General features: G+C 42.9%; 17 protein-coding genes and 2 pseudogenes. 14 read left to right on the top strand and 5 right to left on the bottom strand.

All coding sequences use genetic code 11. From position 1 onward, the window contains the following. Positions 1–3: 3 nt before the first annotated feature. The 13 genes and pseudogenes from rplO to coaD all read left to right on the top strand — a co-directional run. Positions 4–477: pseudogene (gene rplO / locus AACL30_RS09055) on the top strand (50S ribosomal protein L15); the annotation flags it as partial. Positions 478–483: 6 nt separating this feature from the next. Further along, positions 484–708, top strand: a pseudogene (locus AACL30_RS09060) (uL15 family ribosomal protein); the annotation flags it as partial. Positions 709–715: 7 nt separating this feature from the next. Continuing rightward, positions 716–2,047 carry a preprotein translocase subunit SecY gene (gene secY, locus AACL30_RS09065; protein ID WP_339056414.1) on the top strand — a complete coding sequence of 444 codons (1,332 nt, stop codon included), beginning with the start codon at positions 716–718 and terminating at the stop codon, positions 2,045–2,047. A 304-nt stretch (positions 2,048–2,351) separates the two neighbouring features. Beyond that, positions 2,352–2,468: a 50S ribosomal protein L36 gene (gene rpmJ, locus AACL30_RS09070; protein WP_339056415.1), complete on the top strand. Its 117-nt coding sequence runs from the start codon at positions 2,352–2,354 to the stop codon at positions 2,466–2,468. Positions 2,469–2,611: 143 nt separating this feature from the next. After that, a complete protein-coding gene (rpsM, locus tag AACL30_RS09075) occupies positions 2,612–2,968 on the top strand; it encodes a 30S ribosomal protein S13 (protein ID WP_339056416.1) in 357 nt (118 codons plus the stop codon). Between the two features lie 17 nt (positions 2,969–2,985). Continuing rightward, on the top strand, positions 2,986–3,375 hold the full coding sequence (rpsK, locus tag AACL30_RS09080) for a 30S ribosomal protein S11 (protein ID WP_339056417.1): 390 nt from the start codon (positions 2,986–2,988) through the stop codon (positions 3,373–3,375). A gap of 30 nt (positions 3,376–3,405) precedes the next feature. Beyond that, on the top strand, positions 3,406–4,026 hold the full coding sequence (rpsD, locus tag AACL30_RS09085; protein ID WP_339056418.1) for a 30S ribosomal protein S4: 621 nt from the start codon (positions 3,406–3,408) through the stop codon (positions 4,024–4,026). A gap of 25 nt (positions 4,027–4,051) precedes the next feature. Further along, positions 4,052–5,062, top strand: a complete 1,011-nt coding sequence (locus AACL30_RS09090; RefSeq protein ID WP_339056419.1) for a DNA-directed RNA polymerase subunit alpha — start codon at positions 4,052–4,054, stop codon at positions 5,060–5,062. Positions 5,063–5,091: 29 nt separating this feature from the next. After that, positions 5,092–5,472 (top strand): 50S ribosomal protein L17, encoded by a 381-nt coding sequence (rplQ, locus tag AACL30_RS09095; protein ID WP_339056420.1) that lies wholly within the window; start codon positions 5,092–5,094, stop codon positions 5,470–5,472. Positions 5,473–6,028: 556 nt separating this feature from the next. Continuing rightward, a complete protein-coding gene (locus AACL30_RS09100) occupies positions 6,029–6,343 on the top strand; it encodes a BON domain-containing protein (RefSeq protein ID WP_006706787.1) in 315 nt (104 codons plus the stop codon). A gap of 73 nt (positions 6,344–6,416) precedes the next feature. Further along, the gene (gene waaA / locus AACL30_RS09105) at positions 6,417–7,691 is read left to right on the top strand and encodes a lipid IV(A) 3-deoxy-D-manno-octulosonic acid transferase (RefSeq protein WP_339056421.1); all 1,275 of its coding nucleotides are present in this window, start codon (positions 6,417–6,419) and stop codon (positions 7,689–7,691) included. Between the two features lie 9 nt (positions 7,692–7,700). Then, positions 7,701–8,483: a glycosyltransferase family 2 protein gene (locus tag AACL30_RS09110; RefSeq protein WP_339056422.1), complete on the top strand. Its 783-nt coding sequence runs from the start codon at positions 7,701–7,703 to the stop codon at positions 8,481–8,483. A gap of 106 nt (positions 8,484–8,589) precedes the next feature. Continuing rightward, positions 8,590–9,066: a pantetheine-phosphate adenylyltransferase gene (gene coaD, locus AACL30_RS09115; protein ID WP_422389540.1), complete on the top strand. Its 477-nt coding sequence runs from the start codon at positions 8,590–8,592 to the stop codon at positions 9,064–9,066. Here coaD and mutM read toward each other — a convergent pair. The 5 genes from mutM to ftsB form a co-directional block, all read right to left on the bottom strand. After that, the gene (gene mutM, locus AACL30_RS09120; RefSeq protein WP_339056423.1) at positions 9,063–9,872 is read right to left on the bottom strand and encodes a bifunctional DNA-formamidopyrimidine glycosylase/DNA-(apurinic or apyrimidinic site) lyase; all 810 of its coding nucleotides are present in this window, start codon (positions 9,870–9,872) and stop codon (positions 9,063–9,065) included. The genes coaD and mutM overlap by 4 nt on opposite strands. A gap of 72 nt (positions 9,873–9,944) precedes the next feature. Then, positions 9,945–10,571 carry a protein-L-isoaspartate(D-aspartate) O-methyltransferase gene (locus AACL30_RS09125; protein WP_339056424.1) on the bottom strand — a complete coding sequence of 209 codons (627 nt, stop codon included), beginning with the start codon at positions 10,569–10,571 and terminating at the stop codon, positions 9,945–9,947. Next, positions 10,568–11,053, bottom strand: coding sequence for a 2-C-methyl-D-erythritol 2,4-cyclodiphosphate synthase (ispF, locus tag AACL30_RS09130; protein ID WP_339058437.1), 486 nt, complete (start codon positions 11,051–11,053; stop codon positions 10,568–10,570). Before ispF ends, AACL30_RS09125 begins: the two co-directional genes overlap by 4 nt. A gap of 11 nt (positions 11,054–11,064) precedes the next feature. Beyond that, on the bottom strand, positions 11,065–11,772 hold the full coding sequence (gene ispD / locus AACL30_RS09135) for a 2-C-methyl-D-erythritol 4-phosphate cytidylyltransferase (RefSeq protein WP_339056425.1): 708 nt from the start codon (positions 11,770–11,772) through the stop codon (positions 11,065–11,067). A 90-nt stretch (positions 11,773–11,862) separates the two neighbouring features. Then, positions 11,863–12,162, bottom strand: coding sequence for a cell division protein FtsB (ftsB, locus tag AACL30_RS09140; protein WP_339056426.1), 300 nt, complete (start codon positions 12,160–12,162; stop codon positions 11,863–11,865). Between the two features lie 170 nt (positions 12,163–12,332). On the opposite strand from ftsB, the gene AACL30_RS09145 reads away from it, so the two are divergent. Beyond that, positions 12,333–14,318: a TonB-dependent copper receptor gene (locus AACL30_RS09145; protein ID WP_339058438.1), complete on the top strand. Its 1,986-nt coding sequence runs from the start codon at positions 12,333–12,335 to the stop codon at positions 14,316–14,318. Positions 14,319–14,343: the final 25 nt, after the last annotated feature.

Genomic DNA, 14,343 nt, shown 5'->3' on the forward strand with positions numbered 1-14,343 from the left:
TCTATGTATTTAAATACTCTGTCTCCAGCGAAAGGTGCCAAACATGCACCGAAGCGTGTAGGTCGTGGTATTGGTTCTGGCCTAGGGAAAACCTGTGGGCGTGGTCACAAAGGTCAAAATTCGCGGTCTGGAGGGGGTGTGCGTCGCGGTTTTGAAGGTGGTCAGATGCCTTTGTACCGTCGTTTACCAAAGTTTGGTTTTGTTTCTCGTAAAATGGAGTTTGTAGCGGAAGTTCGTCTTTCTGAACTAGCATCAATGAAAGTTGACCTAATCGACCTGAATGCACTAAAAGCTGCCAATATTATTGACAGCCAAATTAAATTTGTAAAAATCATTCTGTCTGGTGAAATTGATCGAGCGATAACTTTACGTAGTCTGCATGTTGACAAAGGCGCTCATGAAGCAACCTTAGGTGATCTACGTGTTACTAAAGGCGCTCAAGCTGCCATCGAAGCTGCTGGCGGTAAAATCGAGAAAATCGAGAAAATAATGATCACAGAGGTTCGTTTATCCAGGCTGGCTAAAATGGAAAGCGACGTTATTGATTTGAGCACACTGAAAGCAGCTAACGTTGTTGATACCGAAGCTGAGTTTGTGAAAGTTGTGCTTCCTGGTGAAATCAATCGTGCAATAACTATTCATGGCCTGCGTATCAGCCACAGTGCTCGTACTGTTATTGAAGCCGCTGGCGGCACAATTGAGGGATAAGTAGCAGATGGCCAAGCAACCGGAATTAGATTTTCAAAGTGCTAAGGGCGGATTGGGTGAACTGAAACGCAGATTGTTGTTTGTTATCGGTGTGCTTATTGTTTTCCGTATCGGCTCTTTTATTCCGATTCCTGGTATCGATGCTACTGTGCTCGCTAAATTGCTTGAACAACAGAGAGGCACTATCATTGAAATGTTTAACATGTTCTCTGGTGGTGCACTCAGTCGCGCTTCTATCTTTGCATTAGGAATTATGCCCTATATTTCGGCATCAATTGTTATCCAGTTGTTGACGCTGGTTCATCCAACATTGGCTGAGATAAAAAAAGAGGGCGAAGCGGGTCGTCGAAAAATTAACCAGTATACTCGCTATGGTACTTTAGTATTAGCGATATTCCAATCAATTGGGATTGCTACTGGACTACCGAATATGCCAGGTATGCAAGGTTTGGTGTTAGATCCCAATTTTGCCTTCTATTTTACCGCCGTTGTTAGCTTAGTGACTGGGACGATGTTCCTTATGTGGCTGGGTGAGCAGATTACTGAACGAGGTATCGGCAATGGTATTTCGATCATCATCTTTGCTGGCATTATAGCGGGGCTGCCGTCTGCCGTGGGGCATACTATTGAGCTTGCAAGGCAAGGAGATCTACATTTTCTATTGCTACTGTTGGTCGCAGCATTAGTATCTGCAGTCACTTTTCTTGTTGTTTTCATTGAACGTGGTCAACGACGTATTGTGGTCAATTATGCGAAACGTCAGCAAGGTCGTCGTGTTTATGCGGCTCAAAGTACTCACTTACCGTTGAAAGTAAATATGGCTGGTGTTATCCCTGCTATTTTTGCTTCTAGTATTATTTTGTTCCCAGCGACAATTGCCTCCTGGTTTGGTGGCGGTACAGGCTGGAACTGGTTGACAACGATTTCGATGTATTTACAACCCGGACAACCTCTGTATGTGCTGCTTTATGCGTCTGCCATTATTTTCTTCTGTTTCTTTTACACTGCGTTGGTATTTAACCCTCGTGAGACAGCGGATAATTTGAAAAAATCAGGAGCATTTGTGCCAGGAATTCGTCCAGGAGAACAAACGGCAAAATACATTGATAAAGTAATGACGCGTCTTACTTTAATTGGTGCGATTTATATTACCTTTATCTGCCTTATCCCGGAATTTATGCGTGATGCCATGAAAGTTCCTTTCTATTTTGGTGGTACATCACTGCTAATTGTCGTCGTTGTCATTATGGACTTTATGGCACAAGTGCAAACTCTGATGATGTCGAATCAATATGAGTCTGCGTTAAAGAAAGCAAACCTGAAAGGTCATAAACGTTAGTCAGGGGTATTAGTATTATCCAGTATGCCGTAAAATTTCGGCTTTCAGGGGATCGAAGATATAAGGCAGTATTTTCTAACTAACCTGTGTTAAAATGCGGCGACTAACGGCGAAAGCTTCTGCATAGCTATAACGGAAAATTAAGTAATGCAGGGCATGCGGGATTTTAATCCTGTGGAAAGCCAGCGCAGTTAAGTCGCCTGATCGCTAAACGAATCAGATCTCGTCTGAGCACTGTAGGAATCCTCGTTATTTCTGGCGGGGAGGATGTCAAGTTAGTTAAGAAGTTAACACGGAGAGAAAAATGAAAGTTCGTGCTTCCGTCAAGAAATTATGTCGTAACTGTAAAATTGTTAAGCGTCACGGCGTCGTGCACGTAATCTGCAGTACGGAGCCTAAGCATAAACAACGTCAAGGCTGAAATAATTTTATTGAACGTTGGTTCAGCTGGCTAGAAGATTGGCCAGACAATCTTTTATCTGTAACTACGGTGTCGTTTGAGTATCCTGAAAACGGGCTTTTCAGCATGGCATTGTGGTATAAATTAAACAATAGGAGTGCATAGTGGCCCGTATAGCAGGCATTAACATTCCTGATCAAAAGCACGCTGTTATCGCGTTAACTGCGATTTACGGTATCGGTAGGACTGGTGCACAAAAGATTTGTGTTGCCGCAGGTGTTGCTGAAAGTGTGAAGATCAGTGAACTGTCTGAGGAAGAAATTAACAAGCTACGTGACGAAGTTGCCAAATACTCGATAGAAGGTGATTTGCGTCGCCAAGTTACCCTGAACATCAAGCGTTTGATGGATCTTGGATGTTATCGTGGCTCACGTCATCGTCGTGGTTTGCCAGTTCGTGGGCAGCGCACGAAGACTAACGCCCGTACCCGCAAGGGTCCGCGTAAAGCGATCAAGAAATAATCGGGGTAATTAAATAAATGGCAAAACCAGCTGCTCGTACACGTAAACGTGTAAAAAAACAAATATCCGACGGTGTGGCGCATATCCACGCTTCTTTCAACAACACTGTAGTGACCATAACAGATCGTCAAGGTAATGCTTTGGCTTGGGCAACGGCTGGAGGATCTGGTTTCCGTGGTTCTCGTAAGTCTACTCCGTTTGCGGCTCAAGTGGCAGCAGAACGCTGTGCTGATAGTGTCAAAGAGTGTGGTATCAAGAATCTGGAAGTTATGGTCAAAGGACCTGGTCCTGGTCGTGAATCCACTATCCGTGCCTTAAACGCAGCGGGTTTTCGCATCACGAATATTACTGATGTGACTCCGATCCCCCACAATGGTTGTCGTCCGCCCAAAAAGCGTCGTGTATGACGCTGTTTTCAGGTTTGTTGGAGAAAGAAAATGGCAAGATATTTAGGGTCTAAGCTCAAGCTGAGCCGTCGTGAGGGCACGGATTTATTTTTAAAGTCAGGTGTTCGTGCGATTGATAGTAAGTGTAAAATTGATCAACCACCTGGTCAGCATGGTGCACATAAACCACGTCTATCTGACTACGGCGTGCAATTACGTGAAAAACAAAAAGTGCGCCGGATGTACGGTGTCCTTGAACGTCAATTTCGTAACTATTACAAAGAAGCAGCACGCTTAAAAGGTAATACCGGTGAGAATTTGTTGGGATTGCTGGAAGGGCGTCTAGACAATGTAGTTTACCGTATGGGGTTTGGTGCCACTCGTGCTGAATCACGCCAACTGGTAAGCCATAAAGGTGTTTTGGTAAATGGACGGGTTGTTAATATCGCCTCTTACCAGGTATTACCGAATGCTATAATCAGCATCCGTGAGAAAGCGAAAAAACAATCTCGTATCAGAGCTGCTTTGGAGCTATTTGAACAACGAGAAAAGCCTGTTTGGCTGGAAGTCGATGCTGCTAAGATGGAAGGTGTGTACAAGCGTCTGCCTGAACGTACTGATCTGCCTGCGGACATTAATGAGCACCTGATCGTCGAGCTTTACTCGAAGTAAAGTTTAGTACCAAAGAGAGGACACAATGCAGGGTTCTGTGAAAGAGTTTCTAAAACCAAGCCTGATAAGCGAAAAAATCAGTCAAACGCACGCTAAAGTGATCCTTGAGCCATTAGAGCGGGGCTTTGGTCATACCCTTGGCAATGCACTGCGACGCATTTTGCTTTCATCGATGCCGGGTTGCGCAGTGACTGAAGTTGAAATTGAAGGCGTGTTGCATGAATACAGCACAAAAGAAGGTGTAAAGGAAGATATCCTAAGCATATTATTGAATCTGAAAAAGCTGGCAGTGCAAGTCCAGGACAAAGAAGATGAAGTTATTCTGAAGCTACAAAAGTCTGGCATTGGCTCTGTGACTGCCGCGGATATAACCTCTGATTCTAAGATTGAAATCATTAAACCTGAGCATGTGATCTGCCACTTAACCGATAAATGTGCATCTATTAATATGCGGATTAAAGTTCAGCGTGGTCGGGGTTATGTGCCAACCTCTACCCGTGTTCATGGAGAAGAGGATGAGCGTCCAATTGGTCGTTTGTTAGTAGACGCATGTTACAGCCCTATAGAGCGGATTGCCTATAATGTCGAAGCAACGCGCTACCAAGATCGCACTGATCTTGATAAGCTGATTATTGAAATGGAAACCAATGGCACGATTGATCCTGAAGAAGCTATTCGCCACGCCTCGACTATTCTTTCTGAACAACTGACCGCTTTTGTCGACATGAGTCATAATGTTAATACTTCTAAAACTTCAATAGAGACGCCCGAATTTCCACCAATCTTGCTGCGTCCTGTTGATGATTTAGAGTTAACTGTTCGTTCTGCTAATTGTCTTAAAGCAGAAGCCATCACACTCATCGGTGATCTAGTACAACGTACAGAAGTCGAGTTACTAAAAACCCCTAATCTAGGTAAAAAGTCGCTTACGGAGATTAAAGATGTGCTGGCTGCGCATGGTTTGTCGCTAGGTATGCGTTTGGAAAATTGGCCACCAGCTAGTATTGCTGATCAGGGTAGCCAGAATAAACAGTAGGTTAAAGTTTTACTTAAAAGGATAAGGTTATGCGCCATCGTAAAAGTGGTCGTCAACTAAATCGTAACAGTAGTCATCGAAAAGCTATGTTTCTTAACATGTCAGGTTCTTTGGTGCGTCATGAAATCATCAAAACGACTTTGGCAAAAGCGAAAGAATTACGTCGTGTGGTGGAGCCGTTAGTGACTCTTGCTAAAAAAAGCGACAGTGTAGCTAATCGTCGTTTGGCGTTCGCTCGTACTCGTGATAATGAGGTAGTGGCCAAGCTATTCACTGAGCTTGCTCCACGCTTTTCAAATCGGACTGGTGGCTATACTCGTATTTTAAAGTGTGGCTTCCGGGCAGGTGATAACGCTCCTATGGCTTATATTGAATTAGTTGATCGTCCAGCAGAAGAATTTGTGGAGTAATCTGTAAGTGACCTGCTCTATGAGTAAATAAAAAAACCGGGTTTACCCGGTTTTTTTATGCAAGAAATTTAAAGTGTCAGCGAGCATAAAAAATTCCGAATAGGCTCTAAGAAGTCTGCCGAAAAAGACCAAAGCTTCTCTGCTACTGTGAGTAAAAATCGTATTGTTTTTCACCTGAATCGCTGAATGTACCTTAATACTAAAAATACCAGTTCAACCATCACCTTTCGCTAAGTATGGAGAGTAAAATCTCCTGCGATGCAGTAACGCTATTCTGCACCAGGTTTCTGCTCATTTTGCCTAGGCAGAGGAGCACAGACAATACAGATAGTACGGCAAGCGACGACAACACTTAAATCAAATTAAACTGATTTGGCCATATCACCTCAACCAGTAACCACAGTGATCTAGTTAACCGATAGTTTTCTTAACAAGTAGTCTCTTGATCCTCACATTTAATCATATGAATTCTCTCTTTCATTTCTCAGACATCAGTCTAAAATTATAAGGTCATCTCAAAGCTTAATTTGCTAACTTCGCCATGAATGGAGAATTTATGAAGCTTTTTAAAATTCTAGCTGTATTGTGTGTTACAACTACTTTAACCTTTACTATTGCTTCTTGTGCACCGACCTATAAATCAGAAGGAACGGGTGGTTATATCGACGATACGGTGATCACAACTAAAGTGAAATCAGCCCTATTCGGCACAAAAAATTTTAAATCTACTGAGATTAAAGTGGAAACTTTTAAAGGACGCGTGCAATTGAGTGGATTTGTTACCTCAAAACAAGCGATAAACCAAGCAATAGAAGTTACTCGCCGTGTGCCCGGAGTAAGATCGGTTTCCAATAAAATGCAAATTAAATAAACTGTAGAGGAGTTCGAACAGGCTATTAGGTATAGTGCCGTTCTTAGTAACTCACAGAGATGACTTTAATAGAATGTTACTGCGTTTATATCAGCTGCTTTTTTATCTTATCCAACCCTTAATCTGGTTACGCTTGCTGTGGCGTAGCCGCAAATCCAGCGCTTACCGTCAGCGCTGGGGTGAGCGTTATGGTTTTTGCGCAGGTAAGGTAGCTGCCAATGGCATTTTGCTACATTCCGTTTCAGTAGGCGAAACATTAGCCGCTATTCCACTTATCAAAGCCTTACTGCATCGTTACCCCGATTTACCGATCACCGTCACCACCATGACCCCCACCGGATCAGAGCGAGTAAAATCCGCTTTCAGTAACAAAGTTCATCACGTTTATTTACCCTATGATCTCCCCTGTGCCATAAATCGTTTTCTTAATCAGCTCAATCCTCGTTTAGTGATCATCATGGAAACCGAATTATGGCCAACGCTGATTAATGCGTTGTATCGTCGTTCGATTCCCTTAATCATTGCCAATGCGCGCCTTTCTGCTCGTTCTGCAGCAGGTTATAAGAAAATAAATCATTTTATGCGTACTACGTTACCGCGTATTAGCTTAATTGCAGCGCAAAATCAAGAAGATGCTGAACGGTTTATCTCTTTAGGATCAGCGCGTTCTCAGGTGAGCGTGATGGGTAACCTAAAATTTGATATTGCTGTTACGCCTGAATTAGCCGCACGTACTGTTACTTTACGCCGTCAGTGGGCTCCGCGTCGTCTCATATGGATAGCCGCCAGTACACACGCTGGCGAAGAAGTATTGTTATTAGCAGCGCATCGCAAATTATTGCAAAATTATCCAACGTTACTACTTATTTTAGTGCCTCGGCATCCAGAACGTTTCTCTGATGTAATAAAAATGGTGCAGAAAGCCGGTTTCAGTTATAGGCTACGCAGTGAAAACAACAGGCCTTCTGACACAACGCAGGTAGTTATCGGCGATACCATGGGTGAACTGATGTTGTTATATGGCGTTGCTGATATTGCTTTTGTTGGCGGCAGTCTGATAAAACACGGGGGGCATAATCCGTTAGAAGCCGCTGCACATGCCATCCCGATTCTTATGGGACCCCATACTTTTAATTTTAAAGACATTTGTGCCAAATTAACTAAAGCCAAAGGACTGATTAATGTCACTGATGCAGATGTATTATCCTTGGTGCAACAGGCCAATTTTTTGCTCAGAGATGAAAAACGACGTTTTGAGCATGGCCATCATGCGTTCGACGTTTTGCGTGAAAACCAAGGAGCGTTACAACGTTTATTGCGATTGCTTGCCCCTTATTTATCGTCATAACATCATTAAATGAGCACAAAAAAAAGTTTATCCGTCATTATTTTGACTAAAAACGAAGCCCCATTGCTTGCTGACTGCCTACTTTCAGTGGCTTGGGCTGATGAAATTATCATATTAGATTCCGGTAGTGAGGATGAAACACTTAGCATCGCTCAGCGTTATGGCGCCAAAATTTATACGCATACTGATTGGCAAGGTTTCGGCAAACAACGAAACATAGCACAGCAGTATGCTAAGGGTGAGTATCTATTAATGGTTGATGCTGATGAACGTATCTCGCCGCTACTAAAAAATTCTATCGAAGCGGTACTGATGGCACCTGATGATAACGCAGTTTATAGTTGTTCGCGGCGCAACCTATTTTTAGGTCGATTTATGCGCCACAGTGGTTGGTATCCTGACCGTGTTGTCCGTTTATACCCTCCTCAATATCAATATAAAGAAGATTATGTACATGAGTCTCTGATGTGTGGCTCGGCAAAGATTATCCCCCTAAAAGGAGATTTACTTCACCTGACTTGTCGTGATTTTAGTGATTTTCAGCAAAAACAACTTAATTACGCCAAAATTTGGGCCATTCAGCGTCATCAGCAAGGCAAAAGTTGTCATTACCTGGCTATTTTCGCTCATAGCCTGTGGGCTTTTTGTAAAACAGGTTTATTACGCGCCGGTTTTTTGGATGGTAAACAAGGTTTATTACTGGCCTGTGTTAACGCCCAATACACTTTTACTAAATACACAGCTTTATGGTCATTAAATCAAATAGACCGCTTTCGAAACCGTAACCAGTGATGCGAAGTCAAGACACCCGACGCACCGGGCAACGCAGGATCCGCGTCACGCAGTAGGTTTCCGAAGAGTTCTAATCTCAGCAACCAAAAAGTGAACAACCATAGATATGCGAGCTATTTACCCGGGGACCTTTGATCCCATCACCAATGGACATCTAGATGTAATAACGCGAGCCGCCACTATGTTCGAGCAGATTATTGTGGCAATTGCACAGAGTGCGGGTAAACAACCGCTGTTTACTTTAGAAGAACGGGTTGTGCTAGCAGAAAAGGTCACTGCTACTTTTAAAAATGTCAAAGTGATCACTTTTGATGGATTGATGGTTAATTGCGCTCGAGAAAAAGGCGCCAATATCTTAATTCGTGGACTACGCTCTGTTGCTGATTTTGAGTATGAATCCCAGCTAGCAAAAATGAATCGTCATTTGATGCCAGAATTAGAAACCCTGTTCTTACTCCCCTCAGAGAAATATTCGTTTCTCTCTTCAGCATTAGTAAAAGAAGTGGCATTGCTCGGGGGCGATATCGCTTCATTTCTCCCCGCTGCGGTTACAGAAGCTTTGTTAGCCAAGATGAGGTGTTAACGTTGACAGTGGCGGCAAAAAAACGTACTCCGTTGCCCCTGTTTCACCGTTTCAATAAGATGTGTGCACCGATAACAAGGCGCACCGGCTCGACCATAAACCTGTAATCGTTGAGCAAAATAGCCCGGCTTACCATCCGATTGTAAAAAATCTCGTAGCGTGGTACCACCTTGCTCAATGGCATCTAATAACACTGTTTTAATAGCACTGACTAATAATTTGCATTCATTTTGTGTTAATGATCCTGCGGGCTCCGTTGGCAAAATACCAGCAACAAATAAGCACTCACTGGCGTAAATATTGCCTATTCCTACAACAATTTTATTGTCCATCAACCAAGGCTTAATCAATGTACGCTTGTGTCTGGATTTTTCAAATAAATATTGCTCGGTAAATTCTGCTCCCAAAGGCTCTGGCCCTAAATGAGCCAGTACAGTGCTGGCAGTAAAATCTTTTGCCCACAGCCAAGCGCCGAAGCGACGAGGATCCGTGTAACGCAATATTTTTCCGTTACTCATGACTAAATCAATGTGATCATGTTTTTCGGCTATCCTGTCTTTGGGTAATATGTGCAAGCGGCCTGACATGCCAAGGTGAATGATGATCCAACCTGCTGCCAGCTCGAGCAAAAGATATTTAGCACGGCGTTGTACACTGAAAACAGGTTGATCACGCAGTGATGATATCTCTTCGGAAACCGGCCAACGTAGGCGAGGATTTCTGACCACCACGTACAGAAGAGTTTGACCAACAAGATAGGGCGCTATCCCACGGCGACTAGTTTCTACTTCGGGTAATTCAGGCATGAAAATTTTTACTCTGTTTTTTGAATAGGCTCTTAGACTTTTTGCAAAATCGATTAGCCAGATCGGCTCCTATCAAGCCAATTCACCTTCGATTAATGGAACAAAACGAACTTCTTCTACATCTTCAATACAACATTCATGGTTTCGTCGTTGCACTTTTTTTAACATTTGCGTTTTTTCACCAACCGGGAGGACTAATATTCCCCCTTCATCTAGTTGTTCCAATAATGCGGGAGGGATCCTTGGTGGAGCAGCAGTGACAATAATCGCATCAAAGGGGCAGCGTGATGGCCATCCTTGCCAACCATCGCTATGGCGAGTAAAAACATTATGCAAATCTAGCGTTTTCAACCGACGTTTTGCTTGCCATTGTAATCCTTTGATGCGTTCAACAGAGTAGACTTGTTCTACCAGATGCGCCAGAACGGCGGTTTGGTAACCCGAACCCGTACCGATTTCTAGCACCCGTGACATTTTTTTCAATTGCAGTAGCTCTGTCATCCGCGCGACTATGTAAGGCTGTGAGATAGTTTGCCCTGATCCTATCGGTAACGCAGTATTTTCATAAGCCTTGTGTTCTAAGGCTTCATCAACAAAAAATTCACGAGGTACAGACTCAATGGCATGTAATAAGCGTTCATCACAGATACCATGTTGACGTAATTGTGTTAACAAAATTTGTTTATTTTTATTTATCATTCCATCTGTTGTCCCTTGATCAACAGGACGACGGCTTCACAAGCGATACCTTCACCACGACCAGTAAAACCGAGTTTTTCTGTGGTGGTTGCTTTAACGTTGATCTGATCCTTATCACATTGAAGATCTTCAGCCAGATTAATCCGCATTTGCAAAATATGGGCTCCCATTTTGGGTTCTTGCGCAATAATGGTCGCATCCAGATTACCTAGCTGATAACCTTTTTGTTGAATAAGTGAATAAGCTTGGCGCAATAAAAATCGGCTATCTACATTTTTAAAAGCGGGATCCGTATCAGGAAATAATTGACCAATATCCCTTAAGGCAGCAGCACCGAGTAAAGCATCAATAACCGCGTGTAGCAATACATCACCATCAGAATGTGCTAACAATCTTTGTGGATAAGGGATAGTAACACCACCCATGATCAACGGCCCCTCACCACCCAATTCATGCACATCAAAACCTTGTCCTATCCGTATCATTTTTATTCCTAATCATTTCTACGAGTTAAATAAAATTCCGCTAAGGCCAGATCTTCTGGATAGGTTATTTTAATATTGTCAGATCGACCTTTGATCAATAATGGTTGATAACCGTAATATTCTAACGCAGAAGCTTCGTCAGTGATCTCTATCCCTTTCTCGATGCCACCTGATAAGCAATCTTTCAATAATGCAAACGGAAAAATCTGAGGGGTGAGCGCGTGCCATAGCTGTTGTCGTTCTAACGTCTGATTGATAACCGCTGTACTGACTCCTCCCCGTTTCATGGTATCTCGAACCGGTGTTGCTAATATGCCACCAATTTTGCTGTGCTCTGTAACCTCTAACAACTTATCCAGATCCTCAGGATGCAAACAAGGGCGAGCAGCATCATGGATCAGCACCCAGGATGATTGATTGATATATTGCTCAGCCTGTTGTAAACCTGCCATCACCGAATCAGCTCGCTGTTCACCACCATAAACCACTTGAATTTTTGCATGATGAGCCAGCGCTAAAGATTGAAATCGATCATCTTGTAAGTCAATGACGACAATAATCTGTTTAATACGTGGGTGGTGCAGTAAGGAATCGACCGCATATTCAAGTATCGTTTTCTGGCCAATAGTTAAATATTGTTTCGGGCAATCAGTTTGCATCCGCTTGCCAATACCCGCAGCAGGCAATACGGCAATTACTTCAGGAAGTGCATTCATTCTTATTAGCCTTTTGTGAAAACATGCTGTGACTGCTCCCCGTCCGTATTGGGCGAGGGTTTACGGCGAATTTTGCTAAAAACCAAGAAATTAAGGGCTATTTTTTTTGTTTTTGGAATTATCAGGAACGAGCCGATAGAAGGTCTCTCCTGGTTTAATCATACCGAGTTCATTACGCACACGTTCTTCAATTGCTTCTTGGCCCACATTTAAATCATCAATCTCAGCAAATAATTTATCATTCCGTACTTTAAGTGTAAGATTATGCGCTTCCTGTGAGGTAAGATCATTTTTAACACGGATAAAATCATGAATACCATTTTTGCCGAACCAAAGTGAGTATTGTAACCAACCAAGCAAAATTAATAGCAGTAGCGTAATTTTTTTCATCTCTGCTCCCTAAGAGCCTGTTCGAAATCTCTTGTACTTACTCTATAGGTTTTTGTTTATGCTGGTAATACAATAAGCTAATTATTTTAATTAAGCTTTTTGTTGTCAAGGAATCAATTGTGCCCAGTCCGAATAACTTAAACCAAAAAACACCATTATTACGAAACACCATGACGGCTATTATTGTGTCAATGACAATGAATCTTGCTGCTCAATCAGCATCAGCTCCTAAAGTTGAAGAAAAACAAAAAAATCAGTTAAATGACACCGACGTCATTATTGTTACTGCCCCACAACACTCCCCCTTAGTGGTTGTTAGTTCACTCAAAACACCACGCCAACCGGTTCCAGCGAGTGATGGTTCCGATTATTTAAAAACTATCCCCGGTTTTTCCCAAATCCGTAATGGGGGTGCCAATGGCGATCCGGTATTTCGTGGCATGTTTGGTTCACGTCTCCGTATTCTTACCGATGGTGCGGAAACATTAGGTACTTGCCCATCACGTATGGATCCGCCTACCTCTTATATTACACCGGAAAGCTATGATGTCTTAACCCTGATTAAAGGACCACAATCTGTGCTTTGGGGATCAGGCGCTTCCGCAGGAACTATTTTATTTGAACGGCAACCCCCTATCTTTGATCGAGCAGGGGCAAAAGGTCACATTAGCGGACTTATCGGATCCCGTAATCGCCAAGATGGCAATCTTGCTGTCAGTCTAGGAAATCAGCAAGGTTATCTACGTTTAGTAGGAAATCACGCACGCGCAGACGATTACAAAGATGGTAACGATGTTACTGTTCCCTCTAAATGGAACAAATGGAATGCCGATATAGCACTGGGTTTGACTCCCCTTGATCAAGATATGTTGCTCGAATTAACCGCCGGCCAAGGTGACGGAACTGCCCGCTATGCTGGTAGAGGGCGTGATGGCGCACAGTTACAACGTGATAGCCTGGGGCTACGTTTTGAAAAACATAATCTTAGTGAAGTATGGGATAAAGTTGAAGCCAAAATTTATTATAATTACGTCAATCACATCATGGACAACACAACACTGCGTTCACTACCTATCGGGGGGGAGAAATCGAGCACGAATTTAGATCGACAAACGCTTGGCAGCCGAGCCATGGCAACCGGATTATGGCAAGATTTTAAACTCATCGGTGGGGCAGATTGGCAAACCAATACGCACCGAATGAAAAAAAATAATCATTGGAAAAACAATGCGCGCTTTTATAACTATGGATTATTTAGTGAATTAAGTTGGTTTGCCACCCCACAGAGCAGATTAATTACCGGTGCACGTTTAGATCATAATTCTGTAGAGCGTTATGCTGATAATAAACAACGTTCAGATAACTCACCCAGTGGTTTTATCCGTTTCGAACATGATGTATTAGATATGCCGGTATTGTTGTACGCAGGACTAGGATACAGTGAGCGTTTCCCTGATTATTGGGAATTATTTTCCTATAATGCCGCAAAGAAAGCCCCTAGTGCTTTTGTTAGTGTTAAAAGCGAAAAAACAACACAGCTTGATATCGGCGCCCAATATAATGGTGTATCGACCCATGCTTGGGTTTCTAGCTATCTTGGCCAGGTAAGTGATTTTATTTTATTTAAATATGATCCGAAGTATGCACGCAGCATCGAGATTAATAATGTTGACGCAACTGTCTTCGGAGGTGAGATGGGGATTGGCTATGCTTTTAATGCACATTGGAAAGCAGAAAGTAGCCTCGCTTACTCATGGGGAAAAAATAACCGTGATCAACGACCATTACCACAGATCCCGCCTCTTGAAGCCCGTTTTGGTTTAACTTATGAGCAAGGAAATTGGAGCAATACCGCTTTATGGCGAGTAGTGAGTCATCAACATCGAGTTGCAATAGATGAAGGGAATGCAGCGGGTAAAGACTTTAGCCCCAGTGCGGGTTTTGCTGTACTATCGGCCAATGTGGCTTACCGGTGGGATAAACAAATAAAAATCAGTGCGGGTATTGATAATTTATTGAATAAAAATTATAGCGAACATCTCAATTTAGCAGGCAGTGGGGGCTTTGGTTATGCTGCAAAAACGGCAATAAACGAACCAGGGCGGACGGCATGGATCAAGTTAGATGTTACCTTTGTCAACGCTACTTTAGATTGACCACTTTTTGCTACTTTAAAATGTC

Origin of the sequence: Candidatus Regiella endosymbiont of Tuberolachnus salignus, from assembly GCF_964020115.1 — a bacterium.
In the GTDB taxonomy this organism is placed as follows: Bacteria; Pseudomonadota; Gammaproteobacteria; order Enterobacterales; family Enterobacteriaceae; genus Regiella; species Regiella insecticola.

Bases quoted from the DNA above. Each gene is read 5' to 3' on its own strand.
- rpsD (WP_339056418.1), top strand. From the start codon at position 3,406: ATGGCAAGATATTTAGGGTCTAAGCTCAAGCTGAGCCGTCGTGAGGGC.
- rpmJ (WP_339056415.1), top strand. From the start codon at position 2,352: ATGAAAGTTCGTGCTTCCGTCAAGAAATTATGTCGTAACTGTAAAATT.
- AACL30_RS09090 (WP_339056419.1), top strand. From the start codon at position 4,052: ATGCAGGGTTCTGTGAAAGAGTTTCTAAAACCAAGCCTGATAAGCGAA.
- AACL30_RS09125 (WP_339056424.1), bottom strand. From the start codon at position 10,571: ATGATAAATAAAAATAAACAAATTTTGTTAACACAATTACGTCAACAT.
- AACL30_RS09100 (WP_006706787.1), top strand. From the start codon at position 6,029: ATGAAGCTTTTTAAAATTCTAGCTGTATTGTGTGTTACAACTACTTTA.
- mutM (WP_339056423.1), bottom strand. From the start codon at position 9,872: ATGCCTGAATTACCCGAAGTAGAAACTAGTCGCCGTGGGATAGCGCCC.
- rpsK (WP_339056417.1), top strand. From the start codon at position 2,986: ATGGCAAAACCAGCTGCTCGTACACGTAAACGTGTAAAAAAACAAATA.
- ftsB (WP_339056426.1), bottom strand. From the start codon at position 12,162: ATGAAAAAAATTACGCTACTGCTATTAATTTTGCTTGGTTGGTTACAA.
- coaD (WP_422389540.1), top strand. From the start codon at position 8,590: ATGCGAGCTATTTACCCGGGGACCTTTGATCCCATCACCAATGGACAT.
- AACL30_RS09145 (WP_339058438.1), top strand. From the start codon at position 12,333: ATGACGGCTATTATTGTGTCAATGACAATGAATCTTGCTGCTCAATCA.
- ispD (WP_339056425.1), bottom strand. From the start codon at position 11,772: ATGAATGCACTTCCTGAAGTAATTGCCGTATTGCCTGCTGCGGGTATT.
- waaA (WP_339056421.1), top strand. From the start codon at position 6,417: ATGTTACTGCGTTTATATCAGCTGCTTTTTTATCTTATCCAACCCTTA.
- rplQ (WP_339056420.1), top strand. From the start codon at position 5,092: ATGCGCCATCGTAAAAGTGGTCGTCAACTAAATCGTAACAGTAGTCAT.
- AACL30_RS09110 (WP_339056422.1), top strand. From the start codon at position 7,701: ATGAGCACAAAAAAAAGTTTATCCGTCATTATTTTGACTAAAAACGAA.
- secY (WP_339056414.1), top strand. From the start codon at position 716: ATGGCCAAGCAACCGGAATTAGATTTTCAAAGTGCTAAGGGCGGATTG.